This window comes from Subtercola endophyticus (assembly GCF_021044565.1).
Lineage (GTDB): Bacteria > Actinomycetota > Actinomycetes > Actinomycetales > Microbacteriaceae > Subtercola > Subtercola endophyticus.
The window spans coordinates 4,127,223-4,151,549 of the sequence record NZ_CP087997.1; the positions used below are offsets into that span (position 1 = coordinate 4,127,223).

The 24,327-nt window shown below is 65.4% G+C and carries 18 protein-coding genes; 17 read left to right on the forward strand and 1 reads right to left on the reverse strand.

Annotation, left to right across the window (positions count from 1 at the left end; genetic code table 11):
• Nucleotides 1-101 precede the first annotated feature (101 nt).
• The 15 genes from folE to cls all read left to right on the forward strand — a co-directional run bounded on the left by folE (nt 102) and on the right by cls (nt 12,992).
• On the forward strand, nt 102-839 hold the full coding sequence (folE, locus tag LQ955_RS19160) for a GTP cyclohydrolase I (RefSeq protein WP_390623408.1): 738 nt from the start codon (nt 102-104) through the stop codon (nt 837-839).
• 71 nt (nt 840-910) lie between these two features.
• Nucleotides 911-1,726, forward strand: a complete 816-nt coding sequence (gene folP / locus LQ955_RS19165; protein WP_231028201.1) for a dihydropteroate synthase — start codon at nt 911-913, stop codon at nt 1,724-1,726.
• Nucleotides 1,727-1,757: 31 nt separating this feature from the next.
• Complete coding sequence (folB, locus tag LQ955_RS19170) at nt 1,758-2,129, forward strand: dihydroneopterin aldolase (protein WP_231026062.1); 372 nt, start codon at nt 1,758-1,760, stop codon at nt 2,127-2,129.
• The gene (gene folK / locus LQ955_RS19175; RefSeq protein WP_231026063.1) at nt 2,126-2,650 is read left to right on the forward strand and encodes a 2-amino-4-hydroxy-6-hydroxymethyldihydropteridine diphosphokinase; all 525 of its coding nucleotides are present in this window, start codon (nt 2,126-2,128) and stop codon (nt 2,648-2,650) included. Before folB ends, folK begins: the two co-directional genes overlap by 4 nt.
• Complete coding sequence (locus tag LQ955_RS19180; RefSeq protein ID WP_231026064.1) at nt 2,647-3,132, forward strand: DUF3180 domain-containing protein; 486 nt, start codon at nt 2,647-2,649, stop codon at nt 3,130-3,132. The genes folK and LQ955_RS19180 overlap by 4 nt, the downstream gene beginning before the upstream one ends.
• A 64-nt stretch (nt 3,133-3,196) precedes the next feature.
• The gene (locus LQ955_RS19185; protein ID WP_231028202.1) at nt 3,197-3,646 is read left to right on the forward strand and encodes a PH domain-containing protein; all 450 of its coding nucleotides are present in this window, start codon (nt 3,197-3,199) and stop codon (nt 3,644-3,646) included.
• Nucleotides 3,643-5,607: a PH domain-containing protein gene (locus LQ955_RS19190; protein WP_231026065.1), complete on the forward strand. Its 1,965-nt coding sequence runs from the start codon at nt 3,643-3,645 to the stop codon at nt 5,605-5,607. The genes LQ955_RS19185 and LQ955_RS19190 overlap by 4 nt, the downstream gene beginning before the upstream one ends.
• Nucleotides 5,604-6,440, forward strand: a complete 837-nt coding sequence (locus LQ955_RS19195; RefSeq protein WP_231026066.1) for a Rossmann-like and DUF2520 domain-containing protein — start codon at nt 5,604-5,606, stop codon at nt 6,438-6,440. Before LQ955_RS19190 ends, LQ955_RS19195 begins: the two co-directional genes overlap by 4 nt.
• A 394-nt stretch (nt 6,441-6,834) precedes the next feature.
• Complete coding sequence (locus LQ955_RS19200) at nt 6,835-7,698, forward strand: 4-phosphopantoate--beta-alanine ligase (protein WP_449342979.1); 864 nt, start codon at nt 6,835-6,837, stop codon at nt 7,696-7,698.
• A 164-nt stretch (nt 7,699-7,862) separates the two neighbouring features.
• Entirely contained in the window at nt 7,863-9,572 is a 1,710-nt protein-coding gene (gene lysS, locus LQ955_RS19205) for a lysine--tRNA ligase (protein WP_231026068.1), read from the forward strand.
• On the forward strand, nt 9,572-9,754 hold the full coding sequence (locus tag LQ955_RS19210; protein WP_231026069.1) for a nucleolar 14 family protein: 183 nt from the start codon (nt 9,572-9,574) through the stop codon (nt 9,752-9,754). Before lysS ends, LQ955_RS19210 begins: the two co-directional genes overlap by 1 nt.
• Nucleotides 9,755-9,827: 73 nt before the next feature.
• Nucleotides 9,828-9,983: a hypothetical protein gene (locus LQ955_RS19215; RefSeq protein ID WP_231026070.1), complete on the forward strand. Its 156-nt coding sequence runs from the start codon at nt 9,828-9,830 to the stop codon at nt 9,981-9,983.
• A 72-nt stretch (nt 9,984-10,055) separates the two neighbouring features.
• The gene (locus LQ955_RS19220; RefSeq protein ID WP_231026071.1) at nt 10,056-10,862 is read left to right on the forward strand and encodes a hypothetical protein; all 807 of its coding nucleotides are present in this window, start codon (nt 10,056-10,058) and stop codon (nt 10,860-10,862) included.
• A complete protein-coding gene (locus LQ955_RS19225) occupies nt 10,859-11,413 on the forward strand; it encodes a hypothetical protein (protein ID WP_231026072.1) in 555 nt (184 codons plus the stop codon). The genes LQ955_RS19220 and LQ955_RS19225 overlap by 4 nt, the downstream gene beginning before the upstream one ends.
• A 121-nt stretch (nt 11,414-11,534) precedes the next feature.
• Nucleotides 11,535-12,992: a cardiolipin synthase gene (cls, locus tag LQ955_RS19230; protein WP_231026073.1), complete on the forward strand. Its 1,458-nt coding sequence runs from the start codon at nt 11,535-11,537 to the stop codon at nt 12,990-12,992.
• A 98-nt stretch (nt 12,993-13,090) separates the two neighbouring features.
• Here the strand turns inward: cls and LQ955_RS19235 are convergent, their stop codons facing one another.
• Nucleotides 13,091-14,101, reverse strand: coding sequence for a pirin family protein (locus LQ955_RS19235; protein WP_231026074.1), 1,011 nt, complete (start codon nt 14,099-14,101; stop codon nt 13,091-13,093).
• A gap of 571 nt (nt 14,102-14,672) precedes the next feature.
• Here LQ955_RS19235 and LQ955_RS19240 point away from each other — a divergent pair.
• Both LQ955_RS19240 and LQ955_RS19245 read left to right on the forward strand, forming a co-directional pair.
• A complete protein-coding gene (locus LQ955_RS19240) occupies nt 14,673-17,861 on the forward strand; it encodes a LamG domain-containing protein (protein ID WP_231026075.1) in 3,189 nt (1,062 codons plus the stop codon).
• Nucleotides 17,862-17,893: 32 nt separating this feature from the next.
• A complete protein-coding gene (locus tag LQ955_RS19245) occupies nt 17,894-24,271 on the forward strand; it encodes an RHS repeat domain-containing protein (protein WP_231026076.1) in 6,378 nt (2,125 codons plus the stop codon).
• Nucleotides 24,272-24,327: the final 56 nt, after the last annotated feature.

Below are 24,327 nucleotides of genomic sequence, written 5' to 3' on the forward strand. Positions count from 1 at the left end.
CTGACACTTCGGTGCCGAATCCAGTGGCAGAGCTGACAACAGGGCTGACTTCACCAGGGCCGACTTCCATAGGGCCGACTCCGACAGGGCCGACTTCAACAGTGACGGGTTCTCTCGTGAACAAGGCACGAATTGAGGCGGCGGTGCTCGAACTGCTCGAGGCGATCGGAGAAGACCCCGGTCGGCCCGAGCTGGCGAGCACTCCGCGCCGGGTCGCCGAGTCGTATGCCGAGTTCTTCTCGGGCGTCGGCGTCGAGCCGCTGAGCGTGATCGGCGAGACGTTCCCGCTCGCGAGCGCCGACGACGCGGCGGCGCTGGATGACCGTGGAGCCCCTCGCACAACCGAGCCCGTGCTCGTGCGAGGCATCCACTTTCGCTCGATGTGCGAACACCACCTTTTGCCCTTCGTGGGCACGGCGCACATCGCCTATGTACCGAGCGATCGGCTGGTGGGCCTCGGCCGTCTGTCTGCCATCGTCGACGTGCTCGCTTCGCGCCCGCAGCTGCAAGAGCGCCTCGGCGAGCAGATCGCTCAGACGCTGGCCGACGGGGTGGATGCCCGGGGGGTACTCGTGGTGCTCGAAGCCAGTCACGGCTGCGTCACCACCCGCGGCCCCCGGCAGACCGACAGCACCACCGTCACCGTGGCCAGCCGCGGCTCGCTCGCGGAGCCTGCCGCGCGGGCCGAACTGATGGCGCTCATCGGCCGCCCCGAAGCATCCATCGAGTCGATCGTGGCGACTGCCGGCTCGACGCCCGAAGTCGCGACGCCCGAAGCGGCGGTGCCCGAAGCCGCCGCGCTCGACGCTGCGCATACCCCGCACGGAGTCTCGCTGTGACCGACGTGGGCGCGGCCTTCGCGCGCCGCCGCCGCCCCGCCGACGTGGTCGAACCGCCCACCTTCGACCAGTTGCCCACGGGCCGCACGCTCATCGTGGGTGTGCTGAACGTGACCACCGATTCCTTCAGCGACGGGGGCCGCTGGCTGCGCTCCGAGGCCGCCATCGCGCACGGCCTCGAACTGGCCGCCGCGGGGGCCGATCTCGTCGATATCGGGGGAGAGTCCACGCGGCCCGGCGCGCGCCGGGTGCCGGTCGAAGAGGAGCAGCACCGGGTGATTCCCGTCATCGAGGCACTCGCCCGCCGAGGCGTCGCGGTGAGCGTCGACACGATGAACTCCAGCACCGCCGAAGCGGCCATCAACGCGGGCGCGGTGATCGTGAACGATGTGTCGGGCGGGCTGAGCGATCCGCTGATGACCGAGACGATCATCCGGTTGGATGCCCCGTTCGTCGTTTCACACTGGCGGGGCCACAGCAGCGAGATGAACAACAAGGCCGTGTACGGCGACGTCGTGGCGGAGGTGAGCGGTGAACTCGAGTACCGAGTGGCCGAGCTGGTGGTTCGCGGCGTGAACCCCGACAAGCTCATGATCGACCCCGGCCTCGGCTTCGCGAAGAACTCCGAGCACAACTGGAAGATTCTCGGCCACCTCGAGCGGTTCACCCGCATCGGGCTGCCGATGATGATCGGTGCCTCGCGCAAACGCTTTCTGGGTGAACTCGTGCCGAAGGGCGCTCCCTTCGAAGACCGCGACTTCGTGTCTGCGGTTACGGCGGCACTGGCCGCGCAGGCCGGCGCCTGGGCGGTTCGGGTGCACGACATCACGAGCACGAAGGCGGCTCTCTCGGTGGTTGAGCAGTGGAAGCGGGGCGCCGATGAGTGACCTCGCACGGGCATCCGCTAGGGTGCGAATTGTGCCCGATGAACCCGACTCCCTGACACTGACCGGCCTGCTCGTGCAGGCGAACCACGGAGTCTTCGACTTCGAACGCCGCGACGGGCAACCGTTTGTGGTCGATCTGACGGTGTGGCTCGACACCGTCGGTGCCGCGGCCGACGACGATCTCGCCCAGACGCTGCACTACGGCGAGCTGGCCGTCGAGGTGAACGAGGCGGTTGCCGGCGAACCCGTCGACCTCATCGAGACTCTCGCCGAGCGAGTGGCGCAGGTCGTTCTGGCGCACGACGTCGCGCAGAAGGTGCGCGTCACGGTGCACAAGCCCGAAGCCCCGATCGGCGTGCCGTTCACCGACGTGTCGATCACCATCACGAGGAGCCGGGAGTGACCAAAGACAAAGCGTCGTCGGGCCTGCCCGCGACCATCGCGCTCGGCAGCAACCTCGGCGACCGCGAGGCCACCCTGCGTGCCGCGGTCGGCGAGCTGGCCGACACCGGCGGCATCGTGGTCGACAGCGTTTCGAGTCTCTACGAGACGGATGCCCTCAAGCCCGATGGCGTCGACCTCAGTGCCCCGGCCTACCTCAACGCCGTGATGACGGTGCACACCACGCTCGACCCGCACGCGCTGCTGCGGGTGCTCAATTCGATCGAAGAGGCGCACGACCGGGTGCGCGCCGAGCGCTGGGGCGACCGCACGATCGACCTCGACATCATCACGTTCGCCGGGCTGCAGCAGCACGATGAGACGCTGACGTTGCCGCATCCGCGTGCCTACGAACGCGCCTTCGTGCTCGCTCCCTGGCACGAGATCGAGCCGAACGCCGAACTGCCGGGGCGCGGGCCCATCGCCACGCTGCTCGCGGCGACCTACGAGAGCCCTCGTCTGTATTCGCGGTGGTCGCGATGAAGCGCACGCGGCCGCTGACCCTGGTGCTGCTGGGTATTCCGGGCGCCCTGATCGGGTTCTTTCTCGAGATCGGGCTGGCCTCCGCAGGGCAGCCGATCATCTCGCTTCCGCTGTCGTTGTCGATCACGCTCGTCGCCGCGGGGGCGATCGTGGTGGTGTTGGCTGTGCCTATCGCCCGGGCCATCCGCGGTACGAACCCGAACCCGATCAACCCGTTCCGGGCGATGCGGGTCGCCGTGCTGGCAAAGGCCTCGAGCATGGTGGGCTCGCTCATCGCCGGGTTCGGCCTCGGCATCGTGGTGTACCTGTTGTCGCGTTCGGTCGTGCCGGCCGTCTCGTCACTGTGGACCAGCATCGCCGCGGCCGTTGCGGGCGCCATTCTGCTCGCCTGCGGCCTCGTCGCCGAGAAACTCTGCACGCTTCCGCCCGAAGACAAAGATCCAGACCTTCGGGAACCGCTGCCCGACCGCCGGTTAAGCTGAGCAGGTGAGCGAAACCTCTGATTCGCGGCGGCTGTCTGGCGCACTTCTGGCCGACGGCGAATGGATGCGGGTCAGCCCGAAGTACGTCGCTGTCGAGATCGCCGCGTCGATCATCACGGGCGTGATTCTCTCGGCGATCAGCGTCTTCTTCATCGTGGTGGTGGGCTGGTGGTTCGGCTGGTGGATGCTCGGGGCCTCGATCGTCATCATGATCGTCTTGCTCGTCGTGGCGCCCCGGCGGGCCCGCGCGATCGGCTACCAGCTTCGTGCCGACGACTTGCTCATGCGCCGAGGGATCATGTTCTTTCGCATCGTCGCGGTGCCCTATGGTCGCATGCAGCTCATCGACGTGAATCGCGGGCCGCTGGCGCGAGCGCTCGGGCTGAGCGATCTCAAGTTCGTGACCGCTGCGGCGACGACGGCGGTGTCGATTCCGGGGCTGCCGGAGGCCGACGCCGATGCGCTGCGCGACCGGCTCGTGGCGCTCGCTGAGACGCGGAGGACCGGGCTGTGAGCGAGCCGGCGCAGGGTGCGGCGGGTGCGCCGGGCGGCGCGCTAGGCGAGCCGGCTCAGGGAGCGGCGGGTGCGGCGAGCATCCCGCCCCCGCGCGCGAGCGCCGGCGCCGGGCGGCTCGCCGACGGCGAGTGGCACCGGCTGTATTGGGCCTCGCCGCTGCTCAAGGGCGGCTTCGCGCTGATTGCGATTCTGGGCTTCATTCTGGCGAACCTGCGCGAGCGGCTCGTCGACCTCTTTCTGCCGTCGAGTCCCGACCCCGGGCCAGGCCCCGGCGGCGGGCCAGGCCCCGGCGACGGCGGCGACATCGTCGCGCTGGTGTACGACCACGGGCAGACCGGCATCGCACTGCTCATCATCGCGGGAGTGCTGATTCTCTCCATCGTCGCGTTCTCGGTGGCGTGGCGCATGCACACCTTCCGCATCAGCGCCGATGCCGTCGAGGTGCGCAGCGGAATACTGTTTCGCCACAACCGACAGGCCCGGCTCGACAGGATTCAGGGCATCCACATCACCCGGCCGTTCTTCGCGCGGCTGTTCGGTGCGGCGAAGATCGAGCTGAGCGTGGCCGGCCAAGACGCGAAGGTCGACCTGGCGTACCTCGGGTCGGGGCAGGTCGAAGAGTTGCGGCGCGAGATCTTGATGCGGGCATCCGGTATTCAGGCGCAGGAGGCGGGCGCCGTGGCCTCCGCCTCCGCCGTCGCCGACGCTCCCGGGCTCGTCAACCGGCGGCTGAACGAGCTGCTTGCGCCCGAACTGCATCCTGACGTCGCGCCGCCGGAGTCGGTGGTGAAAATACCCCCACTGCGCCTGCTCGGCTCGCTGGTGCTGAGCGAGTTCACGGTGTTCTTGCTGCTCGTGGTGGCGGCGCTCATCCTCTCGTCGACGTGGGTGCACCACGCGCTGGTGTTGTTCCTGCTGCTGCCGAGCCTGCTCGGTTCGCTGGGCTTCTACGTGCGGCGCTTCACCAAGTCGGCGCGGTACTCCATCGCGGCGACGCCCGACGGTGTGCGCGTAGGATTCGGGCTGCTCACGACCAGCAACGACACGCTGCCGCCCGGCCGCATCCACGCCCTCGAAGTCACGCAGCCGATTCTGTGGCGGCCGTTCGGGTGGTGGATGATCCGCATCAACCGCGCCGGGCACGCGTCGTCGCACGGGTCGGCCGGGCAGCATCACACGTTGTTGCTACCGGTCGGCCGGGCATCCGATGTCTCGACCGTGCTCGGGCTGGTACTGCCCGGATTGGCCGGGGCCGAGACGCGCGCACTCGTGGTCGGCGGGCTCTCGGCCTCGCACGGGGCGGGCTTCGCCGACGCACCCCTGCGGGCCGTGGTGCTGCGTCCGTTCTCCTGGCGGCGCACCGGATACGCGACCACGACCGACGCGGTGCTGCTGCGGTCGGGGTTCTTCTGGCGCCGGCTCATGGTGGTGCCGCTGGCCCGGTTGCAGAGCCTGCACGTTGCGCAAGGCCCGGTGAGGCGGATGCTCGGACTCGCCGCCCTGCACTTCAATACCATCGCCGGGCCCGTTCGGGCCAGTTTGGGCGTCATCGATCGCGGGCTCGCCGTCTCGGCGTTCGAATCCCTCTCGGCCGCGACGGTCGCGGCGGCGGCCGCCGACGGGTCGCACCGCTGGGCGGAGCCTGCGCCTGCTGCTGACGCGGCTGCGGGGCCGGCCGAGGCGGCTGCGGGGCCGGCGTCGGGTGCCGCGGCTGCGGTGGCGGATGCCGAGGAGGGCCTGTCGACGCTGCCGGCGGTGGCGCTGGGCGAGCTCGGCGCGGCGATGGATGCGGAGGAGGCCGTATCGACGCCATTGGCGACGGCGGCTGTGGCTGCGGGGAACGCTGGAGGAGCGACGGGAACGACAGAAGCGACAGGAACCGCGGACTCAGCCGGTCGCATCGAGGGCCCCGGCGGGCTGCATGGCGCTCCGCTGGCGCGAGTGGGGCGGCACGCATGAGCGGGCAGCATCCATCCGGGCAGCAGCCGTTCGGGCAGCAGCAGCCATTCGGGCAGCAGCCGCTCGGAGCGCGGCCCGCGCAGCAGAGGTCGGGGCGGCTCGGAATCGGGATCATCGGCGCGGGGCGAGTGGGTCCGGTACTGGGTGCCGCTCTCGCCGGCGCCGGGCACGCGATCATCGGGGTCGCCGCAGTGTCGGAGGCCAGTCGGGAGCGCGCAGAGGTGATGCTTCCGGGGGCCCCGATCCTCGACATCCCCTCGCTCATCGAGCGCAGCGAACTCGTGCTGATCGCCGTGCCCTCAGAGGAGCTTGCTGCGTTGGTGGAGGGGCTGGCGGCGACCGGCGCGTGGCAGCCCGGACAGCTCGTGGTGCACACGGCGCCCGGGTTCGGAATCGGGGTGCTCGCCCCGGCTCTCGCGGCCGGTGCGATTCCGCTCGCGCTTCACCCGGCGATGGCGTTCACGGGGTCGAGCATCGACGTCGCGCGGCTCGCCGGAACGTACTTCGCCGTCACGGCTCCGGCTCCGGTGCTGCCCATCGGGCAGGCGCTCGTGGTGGAGATGGGGGGAGAGCCCGTGGTGATCGCGGAGCGCGATCGGGCGGCCTACGCCGAAGCGATCGAGACTGCCACAACCTTCTCGACGGCCATCGTCGACCAGGCCACGGGCATCCTGAGCTCGATCGGCGTGCCGTCGCCGGGGCGCGTGCTCGCCCCGCTCGTGCGGTCTTCGGTCGAGAATGCTCTGCAGCGGGCATCCGCCGGCGACGCCTTCGGCCTCGGCTCCGACGCCCTGGGTCTCGGCCCCGACGCCCTGCTGCCGCCGGGCGCCTGACCCTCCCCGCCAATCGAGAGGGCGATTTCTCTCCCATAATCTTGGGTTTTGGAGAGAAAACGCCCTCTCGATTGGTAAGGAGCGGGGAAAGAAGCGAGTGGGCAGCGAGTAACATCGGGTGGTGCGGCGTGCTGGTCGCAAAACCGGATGCCCGGCAGCGACCCGGCACGCTCGACCCGACGTGAGGCCGCTCGAGGCAGCGGCCCGCGAAGCAATGAGTGCTTCGCGCAGAGAAGGAGAACCCGTGCCGACACTCGCTGTCACGATCGCTGACGTGCGCCACCAGATCGCCCGCGCCAAGCAGAACGCTCAGGATGCCCGCGCCGTTGTCGGGGCCGATTTCGGCGTCGAGGGGCTCACCGAGGCGCCAGGGGCGGAGGCCGAACGAGAGGCGCTGACCCGGGCATCCGATGGCCCCGTGCGCGTGGCACTCGTGCCGACCATGGGAGCGCTGCACGCCGGGCACCTCGCCCTGCTGGCCCGCGCTCGAGAGATCGCCGATGTGGTGGTCGTGTCGATCTTCGTCAACCCGCTGCAGTTCAACGAGGCCGAAGACCTCGAGCGCTACCCGCGCGACGTCGAGGCCGACCTCGCCACGATCGACGCCGCGATCCACGAGGCGAATTCGGCCGCCGCGGCAGGTGGCCCGGGCGCGCACATCAGCGCCGCTCCCGTCATCGTGTTCGCCCCGAGCGTGGCCGAGATGTACCCCGACGGCAAGACCCAGACGAAGGTCTCTGCGGGCAACGTGGGCAATCTGCTCGAGGGCCGCAGCCGTGCCGGCCACTTCGACGGCGTGCTCGTCGTCGTGAACAAGCTGCTGAACATCGTGCAGCCCGACGCTGTGCTCTTCGGACAGAAGGATGCCCAGCAGGTCTTCGTCGTGAGCCGCATGGTGGCCGACCTGAACATTCCGGTGACGGTCGAGGTCGTCGAGACCGTGCGTGAAGACGACGGCCTCGCCCTTTCGAGCCGCAACCGCTTTCTCGACGAGCGCGAACGGCTCGCCGCCCGGGTGCTCTCGCACACGCTCGAGGCCGCGGAATCCGCCGCCGACAGCGGCATCGATGGCGTCATCGCGGCAGCTCAGGCGGCCAGCATGGGCGAGCCGCTCGTCGAGCTCGAGTACCTCTCCGTGGTGAACCCCGCGACCTTCCTTCCCGTCGACGACGGCTACCACGGCAAGGCCACCGTTCTCGTCGCCGCCCGCGTCGGCTCCACCCGCCTCATAGACAACGAAACCGTCTACCTCGGCTGACCCCCGCCCCCTGCCCCCGCCCTGTTGGGTGGGTGTCAGCCCATTCCGTTTTGCGCACATGCACCGAAAACGCGATTCTTGAGTGCTTGTGCGCAAAATGGAGTGCGGACGAGCGGGCGCGCTGCTCGCGTAAACTTGGGGCGACTTCAAGGAGTACCCGCCGCATGAGCAGCAACCCCGAACATCCCGCCGACGAGAGCGCCGCCCCCGCGGACGAGAACCCGAAGCTGGGCGCCACGCCCGCAGGCACGAGCCCCGAGCAGGGCGCCACGCCCGCAGGCCCCACCGCCGGGCATCCGTTCGCCCAGCCACCGGCCAACGCCGAGCTGAGTGAGGCCGCCCGCGCGGCCGAGGCCACCGCGAGCGATGCCGCCGCCGAAGAGCGCGCCGCCGAAGAAGCCGCAGAGGCCGCTGCCGCGAACGAGCAGCAGGTCATCCGCATGGCCAAGCGCGAGCGGATGCTCGAGACCGGCCTCGAGGCCTACCCCGTCGCGGTGCCGGTGACCACCACTATTCCTGCCGTGCGTGCGAAGTGGGCACACCTCGTGGCCGACGAGGTCTCGGGCGAGACCGTCGGCGTGGCCGGGCGCGTGGTGCACCTGCGCAACACCGGAAAGCTGTGCTTCGTGTCGCTGCAGTCGGGCGACGGCACGCGCATTCAGGCCATGGTCTCGCTGGCCGCCGTGGGTGACGAATCGCTTGCCGCATTCAAGGAGTTCGTCGACCTCGGTGACCACCTGTTCGTGAGCGGCGAGGTCATCTCGTCGCGCCGGGGCGAACTCTCCGTGATGGTCACCGAGTGGCAGATCGCCTCGAAGGCGCTGCTGCCGCTGCCGAACCTGCACTCCGAGCTCAGCGAAGAGACGCGCATGCGCAGTCGTTACCTCGACCTCATCGTGCGCGACGAGGCTCGCGTCATGGTGCGCACCCGCGCGGCCGCGGTGGCGAGCCTGCGCAAGACCTTCGCCGACCGCGCCTTCATCGAGATCGAGACGCCCATGCTTCAGACGATGCACGGCGGTGCTTCGGCGCGCCCGTTCTCGACGCACAGCAATGCGTTCGACACCGAGCTCTACCTGCGCATCGCGCCCGAACTCTTTTTGAAGCGCGCCGTGGTCGGCGGCATCGACCGGGTGTTCGAGATCAACCGCAACTTTCGCAACGAGGGCGCCGACTCCACGCACAGCCCCGAGTTCGCCATGCTCGAGGCCTACGAGGCGTACGGCGACTACAACACCATGGCCGAGCTGACGCAGACGCTCATTCAGAACGCTGCGCTCGAGGTCGCCGGATCACACGTCGTGACCTGGGCCGACGGCACAGAGTACGACCTCGGCGGCGACTGGGATCGCATCAGCATGTACGAGTCGCTGAGCGCGGCCGCGGGCATCCTCATCACTCCCGAGACGGGCCTCGACGAACTCAAGGCACTCGCCGAGGCCGAGGGCGTCGAGGTGCACCTGGCGAATCACGGCAAGTACGTCGAAGAGCTCTGGGAGCACTTCGTGAAGGGCGACCTGGTGCGGCCGACCTTCGTGATGGACTTTCCCGTCGAGACCAGCCCGCTCACCCGCGCACACCGCTCGATTCCGGGAGTTGTCGAGAAGTGGGATCTGTACATTCGCGGGTTCGAGCTGGCGACGGCGTACTCCGAGCTGGTCGATCCGGTCATCCAGCGCGAGCGCTTCATCGAGCAGGCTCGCCTCGGCGCGGCAGGAGACGACGAGGCGATGCGTCTCGACGAAGACTTCTTGCGGGCGCTCGAGTTCGGAATGCCACCCTCGGGCGGTCTCGGCATGGGCATCGACCGGCTGCTGATGGCCCTCACCGGGCTCGGCATTCGCGAGACCATTCTCTTTCCGTTGGTGAAGTAGTGAGTTTCTTGGGGCTGGGCGGCCCTCCTGACGACGACGGCGTCGAGAAGACCCCCGAAGAAAAGGCCGCCGAAGAGAAGCAGAAGCGCCAGCGCCTCATCGCCGCGCGCCTCGTCGTGGCGGGCGTGGGCCTGACGTTTCTTGTCGTGGGGTTCGTCGATTTCATCACCAAATCGCACTGAGGTCGACGGTCGAACCGTGCGGTCGTCAACATGATGACGGCTCGCGGATGATCGGCGTACAGTAGAGGTCATCATGGACTTCTGGGCTGACTTCTCCGCGCTGTTTCCGATGATCGCGGTCGGGCTGCTCTTCTGGTTCATCATGCGCGCGGTGTTTCGTGCCGATAAGACCGAGCGCAAGGTGCTTGCGAAGTACGAGGCCGAAGAACGGGCCAAGCGCGGGCTGTAGCCTTCCTCAGTTCTGAGCCTTCACCCCACGGGCGGGTCGGCTCTTCTGCGTTCGTCGTGAGGCGGTTCAGAAATGGTCATAGAACTGGATGCCTCGAGCATTCCGCCCAAGGGAGTAACGACTCCCTCGTACTTCAGTGTCTTCGTCGGGTATACCCCGCGGCAGTTGCTCTTCTTCAGCGGCATAGCCGGCTGCGACTGGACCTCGAACGGCGATCTCGACCGCGAAGACGTCATTGTGCATCTGGGCGTCGCCACGACTCCCTACTTCCAATCCACGGTCACGACGGCGCTCGCGTCGCTCAGCGATGAGAACAGCGACTTCGTCTTCGCCACCGACAGTGCCGTGGTCGAGACCGCCCCCGACGGCACGCTGCAGCTCAGAGTGCGAATAGCCGCGCAGGGCGACTCGGGCACCCTGAACGCCTTCAGCTACTCGGCCCAGGTGCTGAGCGATCCGATCAGCTCGAAGATCCTCGGCATCATTTCGTGGTCGCGCGAGTTCGGAGACCCGGCTCAGGCGGTGCTCGTCGGCGGTCAACCGATGTTCCGCATCGCCGCGGGGCAGTTCGTGTCGACGCCGCCGCCGACACCGGGCGGGTTCGGCAGCACCTCTTTCGACGAGTCGGCGGCCGGATATTCGTCGACTCCGGCGCTCTCCGGCGACAAGTGGATGGTCGCATACGAGATCGACGGAGTGCCGTTCGGCCCCACGTGGCAGCTCCGTCCGTCACTGCTGCCCGGGATGCTCGTCGGGCCGCCGGCCGGTTATGCGCCCGACCCCCAGTTCGACCCCGCGCAGTCGGTCGCGCTCACGCCTTCCGTGCCTTCTGCAGTCGGAGTCGACTTCGTCATGACATTCGGGCATGGGCCGAAATGACCGGATACACCTACCTCGGGCCCGCCACGACCATCGAAGTGCCGGTACGTTCGGCCACTCTGCCGATCAACATCTGGCAGCGCACGTCGTACATCGCGGTGACGAGTTCGCGACCGGCCAAGGGCACCAACGAGGTACAGGGTGACTGGCAGCGCGGGCTGGTGCAGATCGACATTCCGGTCGCTGCTGGCGACACCGTGCTTTACGCCTATGCCCTGCTGACCATCGCCGGGGGCCAACGACGGGAGCAAGGCTTCTTCGATCTCGGCTGGCCCGATACCAACGACTGGAGCATGGCGTTCGACGGTGCGGAACCTCTCACACAGCCCTTCACCGGCCCGGGAACTCTGGCGCTCTGGGGCAAGCAGGCGACCAGAGGCAACGCCTGGCCGAGCTCGACCAGCGTCATCGTCGATGCGCTGATTCTGCGCGCCGGGCTGGTTCCGGATGATCCGCCGCCGTTCACGGCCGCGGTGCCCACTCCTCGTTCCTTCGTTTCGCAGCTCGGCCGAACCGTGGATTGGCAGACGTACGACCCGTTTCGCCACTGACCCGCGCCGTATGCGGCTTATGAGATTCCTGTGACGCGATACGGTAAAGGGAGTGCCCTCTGCAGCGCACTGAGGTAGGTCGTGGCGTCAACGGAAGGTGCAACCCATCGACGGGTCTGAGATGGTTGCCATCGTCATCGTTCTGCTGTTTTTGTTCGACCTCGGCGTGCGAATCACCGCCATCATCGTTGTGCCGCGCAACCGGCGGCCCAGTTCGGCGATGGCCTGGCTGCTCGCCATCTTCTTGATTCCCTACCTCGGCCTGATCGTTTTTCTCATCATCGGCAGCTACAAGCTGCCGAAAAAACGGCGTGACAAACAGCAGGCGATCAACGACTTCATTATCGAGACCACTGAAGGTATCGATCAGGTCTCGAACGATCATCCGTGGCCCGCGTGGTTGCGCTCGGTCGTCGAACTGAACCGCCGGCTCGGGGCGATGCCGCTGGTCGGCGGCAATAAGGCGAGGCTGATCGGGGATTACGCGCAATCCATCGCCGAGATGACGGCTGACGTCAATACGGCGACGCGGTTCGTGCACTGCGAGTTCTACATCATGTCGTACGACACGGTGACGGCCCATTTCTTCGACGCGCTCGAGCGGGCTGTGCAGCGCGGGGTCACGGTGCGCGTGCTGCTCGACCACGTGGCATCCATTCGCTCACCCGGACACCGCAAGACCGTGCGGCAGCTCAAGAAGATCGGCGTGAGCTGGAACTTCATGATTCCGGTGCAGCCGCTGAAGGGTAAGTGGCAGCGGCCCGACCTGCGTAACCACCGCAAGGTGCTCGTGATCGACGGGCGCATCGGGTACATGGGGTCGCAGAACATGATCGACCGCAGCTACAACAAGCGCAGCAACCGTCGCCGCGGGCTGCAGTGGAAAGACATCATGACCCGCGTGCAGGGCCCCATTGTGAACGGGCTCAACGCCATTTTCATCACGGACTGGTACAGCGAGACCAACGAGCTGCTCGTGCGCGAGACCGAGGCGATTACGCCCGGCGTGGTGTTCGAGAGCGAAGACGCGCTCGACTGCCAGGTGGTGCCGAGCGGCCCCGGGTTCGACGGTGAGAACAACCTGCGACTGTTCTTGGCGCTGCTCTACTACGCGCAAGAGCGCATCATCATCACCTCGCCGTACTTCGTGCCCGACGACTCGATGCTGTACGCCATCACCACGGCCACGCAGCGCGGCGTCGAGGTGCAACTGTTCGTGTCGGAGATCGGCGACCAGGCTCTGGTGTACCACGCCCAGCGCTCGTACTACGAGGCGCTGCTTCGCGCGGGCGTGCAGATCTGGATGTACAAGGCCCCGTACATCCTGCACGCCAAGCACTTCACCATCGACGACGACGTGGCGGTGATCGGGTCGTCGAACATGGACATCCGCTCGTTCAGCCTCAACATGGAGGTGTCGATGATGGTTCGCGGGGCATCCTTCGTGCGCGACCTGCGCGTCGTCGAAGACGGCTACCGCGCGCAGAGCCGCGAGCTGACGCTGGCCGAGTGGGAGCGGCAGCCGCTGCGCTCCACCATTCTCGACAACCTCGCGCGCCTCACCTCGGGCCTGCAGTAACCCTCGGCTATGCCCAGGCGGCCGTTCCGGTCGCACGCCCATTTTGCGCAGAAGCACCGACCCCTCGGTTTTTCGGTGCATCTGCGCAAGCTGGATGTTCAGGGGCGGGGCTTGAGGCGAACGGTGGGTAGGGCGGGGGCAGGGAGCGGGCCGCCTTCGTAGAAGTGCTCGGTGCCGGGGAGGGTGGGCACGAAGAGGTCTTCGAGGCCCGCGGGAGTGGCCGTGCCGGGCTCGCCGAGCGCCTCGGCCTGCCAGGCCGCGCGGTAGCTCACGACCTCTTCGTGGGTGCGGCCGACGAAGTTCCACCACATCAGAATCTTCTCGCCGAGCGGCTCGCCGCCGATGAGCAGCAGCCGCACCGGCTCGTCGCCGGCGCTCAGGGTGAGGGTCGGGCATCCGGGTGCCAGATACGCGAGCTCGTGCTGCTCGACGACGCGGTTCAGGATGCTCACCCGGCCCGAATCGACCAGAACCCCGTGTTCGTGAGAGGCCGTCACGTCGAGCTCGACCGTACCGCCGGCGGGCAGGTCGATCTGCGCGGCGACGAGCTCGGTGAGCATCAGCGCCTCAGCCTCGACGCCTGCCAGCCGGCCCATGAACACCTGGATGCGCGCGTCGCCCACCTCGACCTTCTGCGAAACGTGGCTCTCGAACGACGGCAGCCGGTGCCGCTCGGCCTCCGGCAGCGCCACCCAGAGCTGGGCGCCGTGCAGCAGAGTGGTCTCGGGTGTCGACACCTCGGAATGGCTGATTCCGCGCCCCGCCGTCATGAGGTTGAGCTCGCCCGGCCGCACGATGGCGTGGCTGCCCACGCTGTCGCGGTGCTCGATCTCGCCCTCGAACAGCCACGACACGGTCTGCAGCCCGGTGTGCGGATGCGGTGGCACGCGCATTCCGCCGGTCGCCGCCACCGTTTCGGGGCCGTAGTGGTCGAGAAAGCACCACGCCCCGATGAGGCTGCGCTGCTTGCTCGGCAGCGTTCGCCGCACGGTCATCGCGCGGGGGCCGCCGAGGGGCACCTCGCGGGGCTCGAGTACCTGTATGTCGGCTAGCGGCTCGGCGTTCGAGCACTCCGTCACTTCGGCGGGGTCGCGCTCGAGATTGCTCATGCTCTCATCGTAGAAGCCCCGGGGCCCGCTCGTGCGCGTGCCCCGGGGCTCGGCGGGTGCGGGCCTCAGGGCTTGACGTCCCGCCAATGGCCCCACGCCGTTTGCTAGGACTAATAGACGCAAAAAGAGTGCGAAAAAGTTGGGAGTTTATTCTGAGAGTATTCACATCATTGCTTGGAGGGTTTCTACTTCGCGCCTGCGCGAGATTCCTCGATGACCGCTGAGAAAGTGTGGATGATTTCTAAAACGCTGGGGGTCATTGAGGACTTGAGCCAAATTGGCTCAAGTCGGACTTGAGTTTGATTCGCCCCTCGGTGTGACTTATGTTCTGTGGCGGGGGACGGGAGCGAACGCCGCTTTCGACCAGAACGACTTTGGGGCTCTAATGGCGCATGCTCGCTCACTTTTCTCGACGGCACTTTCGGTTCTCACTGTAGGTATTCTCGTGGTTGGCTTCGCCGAGTCTGCTGATGCGGATTCGACGCCCTTCCCGACTGCGGGGCCGATTTCGACGAGTACAGCAAATCCGTCGCCACCCGCGTCATCGTCGAACTCAGCTTCAGGCTCCGACGTGGAGGATGGCCAGCGTGCGGCTGATACGGCAACGGCGGCGGCGATCGCGGAGAAGTACGACCATGCGGTGGCGGATGATTCGCAGACGTCGGAGACGGCTCAGGTTTCTGCGCAGCCGGATGGGTCGTTCACGCTGGAGTCGACCTCGTTGCCGGTGCGTGTTCAGCAAGACGGCGACTGGGTGCCTGTCGATTCCTCCTTGAACTATGGAGCCGACGGGATGCTGACGCCTGCTGCGGCCGCAGCGCCGGTCGAGTTCTCCGAGGGTGGTACCAACCTGATGGCGAAGGTCGAGGTACAGCCCGGCTCGTGGCTGACCGAATCGTGGCCCTACGGAAATCTGCCGACGCCGTTGGTCAGCGACAACGACGCGACCTACCCGAATGTGCTTCCCGGTGTTGATCTGCGTTTGAGCTCGACCGCCGCGGGTATGGCGGAGGTGCTGGTGGTGAAGACGGCGCAGGCGGCGGCGAATCCGCAGCTCGATCAGGTGAAGCTGAGCCTGGACGGCGCGACAGTTACCCCCAGCGACGGCAGTGCTCTCGGGGTGACGCCAGATGGCGCGGCGGCGCAGAACGCGGCAGCCGCGGCGGATGCCTCGGGCACGGTTTCGTCGGCACCGATCTGGTGGGACTCCCAGGTGAAGAACTCCGGCCCGGATGGGCCCGTGGGTGCTGAGGAGGCTCACCCGCTCGCGCAGGCCGCGACCGGGGATGACGTGACCTTGAACGTGGGTGATGTCGTGGACACGCAGAAGGTCACGTATCCGTTGTATGTCGACCCTGACTGGTCCACCGGTGCGCAGGCGTATTGGTTCACCGACCGGGCGTACCCCGACACGGTGTATCTGAATGGCAACGCGAACTCCGGTGGCATCCAGGCTGTCGGGTACGCCGGGCCGACGCCGAACTATCTGTCGCACGCGTTCTGGCAGTTCAATACGGCCGCTTTGAACGGCAAACACATTCTCGGCGCGTCATTCAACACGTATCTGGCGTGGTCGAACAGTTGCACGAACACCGCAGTGCAGGCGTGGGTGTACGGAAGCGGGTCAGCGTCGCCGGGGTTCACCTGGAATCAGGAACCGAACACCTGGAACACGCTGATGGACACGCAGACGGTCAGTTACGGCAGTTCCTGCAGCGCCGGCCAGAACATGGGCTTCAACGCTGTGCAGGGCGTGGTGAACGCTGCTGCCGGTGGGTGGTCTGATTTGCAGATCGGTTTGCGCGCAGCGAACGAGTCCGATCCGCTGACACGAAAGCACTTCGCCGAGACGGCGTCGTTGACGGTGAGCTACAACACGATTCCGAACAAGCCGACGGGTTTGGCGATCTCCAGCCCACCGCGGGGCTGTGGCACGGCGGCGAGCCCTGCCTATCTGAACAGCCATCAGCCCATTAATCTGCGGGCCACGGTAACGGACCCTGACCCGCAGAACATCGGCGCGGCATTTTTCGTCACCAACCTCGATACGGGTCAGAATGCGTTCGCACCGTTGGGGCTTGGGTTCCTCGGCACCTCGTCGCAGGCTCAGGGTGTTCAATCCGTTCAGATCGGGGCTAGCACGTTGCCGGAGGGCCGTTACACATGGCTCGCCCAGGCGGTGGATTACACCGACTGGGGGCCGTTGAGCGACCGGTGCTACTTCACGGTCGATAACACCGCCCCCGCGCTGCCTGTGCTAACGGTGATGTCCTCGGCGCCATACGTGGTTGGGCAGCCGATGACGGTCAAGTTCACGTCGGTATTGTCCGATCACATCGTCACGTTCGCGTACTTCTGGACTAGTGCAACAACCAACACAGTTCTGCCGACGATTCCGGTACTCGGCGCTGCCCCGTCATGCACCGCCGCGCCGACCACGGGCATGAGGTACGCCTGCGCAGATGGGTCGGGTGCCTCGCCGTCGATCACGGTTGCACCGAGGGATGACACATCGACGCTGTGGGTGGTGAGTTTCGACGCCGCCGGAAATGCCTCCAACAGTGCTTCATCATCGGTGACGTCAGGTCGGACTATCAACGCAAGCCCTGACGCCAACATTGTCGCGTCGAAGGGACATGAATGGCCGATGACCTCTTTGTCCAGTATTGGTGCATCTGTGGCGGATAAAAACACCACTACCGGCACAGGGCTGACCGCTCAAAAGATCCTGAAGATAGGCACCGGCACGAACGTGTCAGTGAACGACTCGATTTCGGGGGCGGCGCACCCGATTATTACTCTGCCGGGTTACGTAGAGTTGGCCCGCTACTACAACGGCATCTATGACGCAGCGATTAGCGACGGCTTCGCGCCGGCTGGCTACAACTTCGAAGTCGCTCTCGGGCAGTACATACCGCTCGGAAGCGCCCACGATGGAATGCGTGAACTGTACTCCTGTGGTCTCTCGACCGGTGACATGACCTCGAACTCGTCGACCTGCGAGGGCACAGGGGCGACTGCGCAAGGATTCGGCTACGTGTGGGACAAGCCCGGAGATACTCATGCTCCTGCCGGCACACCACTAGCACCCCTATACCGGTGCTACATTCCGTCGAACGGTCACCACTTCGACTCTCCTGATCAGAGCTGTTTGGGGTTCACGAATGATGCGATGTTGGGTTACATGGCTGCTATCTCGCCGACCGTCTCCGCGAACACGGCTGGCAGCCCCGCAGTGCTGACGCCGGCACCTGCGATCGACACGACGAAGAGTTTCACAGTATCCGCGTGGCTGAAACTCGATGGCGGGAACTTAGCGAACGGCAACTACACCGCCATGTCCGAGGCCGGTACCGGGACGAACGCGAATTCGGCGTTCTATCTGCAAAAGGCCACCGGACATTGGCGTTTCTGCGTCCGCACCCAGGCGGGTGCAGACGTCGTGAATTGCGCTTCAACTACAGCGCCTGCGGCGTCGGGCACGTGGACGATGGTCACTGGGATCTGGGATGCGACCAATCAGGAGGTCAGGCTGCTGACCAGCGGGAGTGCTCAAATAACGGATGCCTCGACGGTCGTCAGCCATGTGTTACCGGTCGGTGAGATCTCAGCGACCGGGCCACTGAATGTGGGGTCCGCGGTCTCCGACGGCAGTCCCGATAACCAGTGGGATGGCGAGATTTCCAATCCGATCGCTTTCCAGGGCGTGCTCGACAGCAGCCAACTAGCCACCCTCGCATCTCTGAGCCCGCTGCCGTGACCCGACACCTCCGATCTGAGAATAACCACACCATGAAGAACCTCTCGAACCGGGTCATACGCACCACCGCGCTCGGCGTGACGATCGCGGTCACCGCGGCAACTTTGACCGGGACCAGCGCGCTCTCGGCGGCAGCGGCGAGCATCCCACCCGCGCCTTTCGATGGAACCCTCGTTCCTGGCAGCTCCGCACCAATGCTGCCCACGCCGCCGACACCGGCATCTTCAGCGAGCACTGCCACGGTAGAGTCTGCGCTCCCCGCTTCTGGCTCCTACACACTCGCAACACCGACAAAAGTGGGCTCCGTACCTCTGACGACTCAAACCGCTACCGGCGGCACACCAGCAGCCATGGCGGGCGACTGGTCTCCGCTCGGCTCCACCGGGCTCAGCATCGCGCCGGCGACCACCGCGAACGTCGCCATGGGAACGACTGCGCAAAGCCTGATCGGTCAGCCCGTGCAATCAGTGAGCGCCACTGTGTTGGACGCGAATACGGCAGCCAAACACGGCCTCACCGGGCTCGTGCTACAACTTGCCCGCAACGACAAGACCGACACCGTAGCACCGGTCGGGGTGCGCATCCCGACTAGTCTGCTCGCCGGTTTGTATGGCGCCGACTTCGCAGCCCGCACCCGATGGGTGCAGATCCCGTTCGACGCGACCGGTACAGATCCGAGCGCGCAGACAACTGTCGCTGCGACCTCTGACGCCGCAGATAACGCGATCGTCGTCACCCCGCAGGTTTCCTCCGCCGCGGTGATGCTGACAGCCCTGTCGACGCCGGTGTCTTCGACCGGGACCGGGTCGTTCTCGGCAACCTCATTGAAACCCGCGTCGTCGTGGGACGTGTCCGCACAGACGGGTGACTTCTCGTGGTCTTATCCGATGAGTGTTCCGCCCGCCGCGGCCGGCCTCTCACCGAGCGTAAATCTTACCTATGACTCGCAGTCCGTCGACGGAGAGACCGGGTCGAGCAACAACCAACCCTCTGCGGTCGGCGATGGGTGGTCGCTCGGCGGCAGTGGTTTCATCGAACGCACCTACGTTTCCTGTTCCCAAGACAATGGCGCCTCCGGCCCCGTCACCACCTCCGGGGATCTCTGCTGGAAAACCGACAACGCTACCCTGTCTCTCGGTGGCCACACCGGGCAGCTCGTGAAAGACGCCGGCACCGGCGCATGGAGATTGCAATCCGACGATGGATCCCGCATCGAGCATCTCGTTGGCACCGCCGCTGGCTGTGCCGCGAATGGCACGTACGACACGGACTGCTGGAGGCTCACCACCCGCGACGGCACCCAGTACTACTTCGGCCTGAACCAGCTTCCCGGCTGGGCGACCGGAAAACCGACAACGAACTCCACCTTCACCGTGCCCGTGTACGGCAATGACAGTGGTGAGCCGTGCCACGCGGCAACCTTCGCCGCATCAGCGTGCACGCAGGCGTGGCGGTGGAACCTCGACTACGTCGTCGACGCACACAACAACGCCGAAGCGCTTTACTACGACACCGAAACGAACAAGTACTCCCAAAACGGTGGCACCGCCGTGTCATACATTCGCGGTGGCCAGCTCGACCACATCGACTACGGCATGACCGCCGCGACCATTTACTCCGCGAATGCCGCTTCGGACAAGGTCGCCTTCGGCTACGACCAATACGGTCGCTGCTCCGACACCACCCACGCGAACTGCACCACCGAAACCATCACCTCAGCCCCGGTCACGGCCGCGCACCCGACATCGTACCCCGACGTTCCGTTCGACCAGTTCTGCAACGGCAGCACCTGCCCGAACCTGGTCTCTCCGACGTTCTGGACCACCGGGATGCTCGACACCGTCACCACGAAGGTCCTGAAATCTGGCGCGTACAGCAACGTCGATGTCTGGACTCTTGGGCATTCCTTCCCCGACCCGGGCGACGGAACAAACGCTGCGCTCTGGCTTACCCAGGTCGCCCACTCCGGCTACGACGGCGCGAACTCCCTCCCCGAACCGACCACGATGTTCACCGGCGCTACCATGCAAAACCGGGTCTGGGTAATCAATGGGCTCGCACCATTGGACAAGTGGCGGATCTCCTCGATACTGACCTCGACCGGTGCGGTGATCTCGGTGAGCTACTCCGCTCAACAATGCGATGCCACGAGCGCTCCAGCGATCGAGGCGTCACCCCAATCGAACACGAGCAGGTGTTTCCCGCAATGGTGGACACCTCAAATCGTGCCAGCCGTCGCAGCAACTGAGGACCTGTTCCACAAGTACGTGGTCACCAAGGTGATATCGAACCCGAAGACCGGCGGTGACAACGACAAGCCCCAGGAAACCGATTACAACTACACGGGCACACCCGCCTGGCGCTACGACACCTCACCACTCACCCCAGACAGTCAGAAGACCTGGTCGCAGTACGCGGGCTACAACACGGTCGAAATTCGAGTCGGCGACCCCGGCACCCCGGCCAAACAACAAACCACCGACTACACCTTCTACCAAGGCATGGACGGCGACCGCGCGACCGCAACCGGTGGCGCGAAAACCGTGAAGGTCACCGGCAGCACCACCCTCGATGACTCGAGATGGTTCGCCGGCAGCACTCGCGAAGTCAAAGTACTCAACGGTGTCGGAGGCGCTGTCGTTTCCGACACCGTGAATACGCCCTGGGCCGGGCCAATCACCGCCAACGACAACACGCTCACGGCACGAATGACGGGTCAGCAAGAGACCCTGCTCACCGAACCGGTATCCACCGGCGGAAACCGCACCACGGACACCACCACCGGCTACGACAGTGCCTACGGGCTGCCGACCACGGCCAATACCACCACCTCCGACGCGGGAAGCACCTGCACGACCACCAGTTACGCGCCCGCGAACACCACCGCGTGGCTGATCGGGCTTCCAGATGAAACGGCGAAAGTCGGTGTCGCCTGCGCCAACGTCGCAACCGCCGTATACCCGGCGGCCGCGGTCTCGGACACCCGCACGATATACGACAACCTCGCCTGGGCCGCTACCCCCACCAAGGGAGACGCCACCACTACCAAAATCGTCTCCTCTTACACGGGTTCGGCGGCCGCCACCGCCGTGTGGACAACGTCAGGCAAAGCCGCGTACGACAGCCTCGGCCGTACGACATCCACAACCGACATCATGAACCACACCACCACTACCGCCTACACTCCCGCGACATCCGCGGCTGGCTCGGGCGGCCTGACCAAAACAGTCACGACGAACACTCTCGGCTGGACAAACACCGAAACGTTCAACCCGTCCTGGGGTGCCGAAACCTCGGCGACCGACCAGAACGCCAACGTCACCACGGCGACTTATGACCCGCTGGGTCACCGTACAGCAGTCTGGCTACCGACTTGGCCGCAAGCCGCCAACCCTAACACCCCATCGATCAGTTACGCCTACACGCTCTCTCAGACGTCTCCAAATGCGGTCGCCACCACAGTACTGAAGGGAGGGCAAAACGTCGAACAATTCACCCTCTATGACGGCCTTGGCCGTCAAGTGCAAACCCAAGCCGCAAGCTACGGCGGAACACTTGTCACCGACACCGACTACGACGCTGCGGGAATGGTGTATCTGACGAACAATCCTTACAGTGAGCCAACCACTGCGATGTCAGCCGCGCTCTTCATCGGCTATAACGCGCAGAACATCGACTCGTCGGTTTCCACCGACTACGACGGCGCCGGCCGTGCCCTCCACACCATCCTGAACCACGGCGGGGTAGAACGTTACCGCACCACCAATACCTACCTCGGCGCGGACCGTGTCGACACGGTGCCACCCGCGGGCGGCACACCGACCAGCTCGTACACCAACACCCTGGGTGAAAAAACAAGACTAGTCCAATATCTCGCGCCCACGATCAGCGGCACCCAGGAAGCCACCACCTACGGATACAACCCAGGCGGGAACATGACTTCTATGACCGACCCTGCCGGGAATAACTGGACTTGGGCGTTCAATGTGCTCGGCCAGCAGACTCAAGCTGTCGACCCCGACACCGGAACCACCAACAGCACCTACGACCTCGCCGGAAACACCCTCACCACCACAGACAGCCGCGGCATCACCCTCGCGTACTCCTATGACGCCCTGAACAGAAAGACCGGCCAATACCAAAACGCTGTCGGCGCAGCCGGTCTGGAACTCGCCTCCTGGAACTATGACACCGCTACCGGAGGAAAAGGCCAACTGACAAGCTCCAGCAGCTACACCGGTTCAACCGCCGGGAACCCCGGCCTTGCGTACACCGACACCATCAGCGGCTACGACGGCCTCTACGACCCAGCCGGCGAAACCATCAGCATTCCGACCGGCGCGCCTGCGTTCGGCGGAACCACGTACAGCACATCCATGTACTACAAAGTTGACGGGAGCATCGCTGAAAAGGACTACCCTGCCACGGGCGGTATCGCCGGCGAAAGCCTCCGATATCTCTACGACAGTCTCGGGAACACCTATGCCAGCGGCGGCCTGACCACTTATGGCCTCATGTTCTACAGCCCTCTCGGGCAAGTCTCCCAAATCAAGAAAAATGGCACCACAACCCAAACCACCGGGTACGCCTATGACCCATCCAGCGGCGCGACTTCGGAGATCTCCGACTCCACCACTACCGCAGCTGTCACCACCATGCAGTCCGACCGGATGTACACCCACGACAATGCCGGCAACGTCACCTCTGACAAGACCACCGGCACCGCCACAGACACCCAGTGCTACACCTACGACTACCTCCAAGACCTGACCGCTTTCTGGACACCGACCAGCAACAATTGCGCCACCACCCCCACCTCGACCACCATCGGCGGTGCGGCACCGCTCTGGAAGACCTACACCGTCGACCCCGCCACGGGGAACCGCACCAGTGTTGTCGGTCACGCGACCACCGGTACGGGTGTGGATACGACCAAGACGTACACCTACCCGGCAGCAACGACATCGCATCCGCACGCTGTTTCGAACGTCGCTGCAACCACATCGGGCACCACGACGAACCTCGGCTACGGGTACGACAATGCTGGTGACACCACCACACGGCCGGGTCAATCTCTGACGTACACGCCGACCGGGAAGGTCGCGACTGATACCGTCGGCACGTCTGTGCAAACGGACGTGTACGACGCGTCAGGATCCCTGCTGCTGCAAAAGGACTCCAGCAACGGTGCGACTCTGTATCTTGGTGACACGCAGATCAGGATCGCGAACGGTGCGACCGCCCAATCCGTGGTCCGCACCTACGCCCTGAAAGGTATTCCTGTCGCTGAACGTATCAGTGCCGCTGGTTCCACGACGAGTGCGGTGTATTGGCTTGGTAACGACATCGATGGCACTCCCGACCTGGAAACCAACGCCACGACCGGTGTGATAACGCACCGCTATCAAGACCCTTATGGCAACACCCGCGGTGCCGCCGCGACCTGGTCATCACAAAACCAATACCTCGACGACCCGACCTCCGGTCTGACCGGGCTCACCCAGATCGGGGCGCGCGCGTACGATCCCACGATCGGTAAGTTCCTCACCGTCGACGCCGTGCTGTCGCCGTTCATCCCGGCGCAGAATAACGGATACGACTACGCCGGTAATAGCCCGATCACCAACACAGACCCGTCGGGGAACTGCTTCACGATCGATGACTCGATCTGCGCCGGCCACGCGCCCACCAACAGCAAGTACAACCCGGGCGCAAACGATAACCACGGCGGCGGAACACCACCCGCCCCCGGAAACGGCGGTGGTGGCGGCGGGGGCTCGAGCGGGGGCGGGGCACCGGGTGGAACCGTGACTCAGTCAGGCAAGGGCTGCCAAGCCACCGGCACCACAGGATGCCTGTCAACCACCAAAACAGCCACCCCACAACAACTCCAAACCGCACGAACCAACGCCAACCAAGCCATCCAAGGCCTGCTAGCGGTCGGAATCGTTATCGGCGCCCTGTGCGTTACCGCGACCTTCGGACTCTGCACACCAGCTGAAGCCGGCATAGCAGCCGCCGAAGGGGCGGTCGGCGCAGTAGACGTTGCAGAGGGGGTAGAAGCCGGCGGAGGCCAACTCGCTCAAGACGCCGCAGTCAACCCTGCCGCTCCGCGTGAACTTCTGTTGGATAGGCCCGTGGGTGGCAGTGCATCTCAGAATGCGTTCGTTCAGGATCGGATTGGCGCATTGCAAGAGAACGGCGCGACTGAATTTCGCGTCAATCAACAACAGGTTGATCTGAGCGGCAACCGCGTCGGGATAAATAGACCAGACCTGCAATATACGATGAATGGCCAACGGTACTACGAAGAATTTGACGTTCCTCCCTCACTTCGTGCGGCTGGGCATGAACAGAGAATACTTTCGAATGATCCGGATGGGGTTGTGCAACTGTTTGAGGTGAAGTGATGGCGTTATTCTCTGATGCTTACGTTCCCGTGACGTGGAATATCGGCTTCCTACGT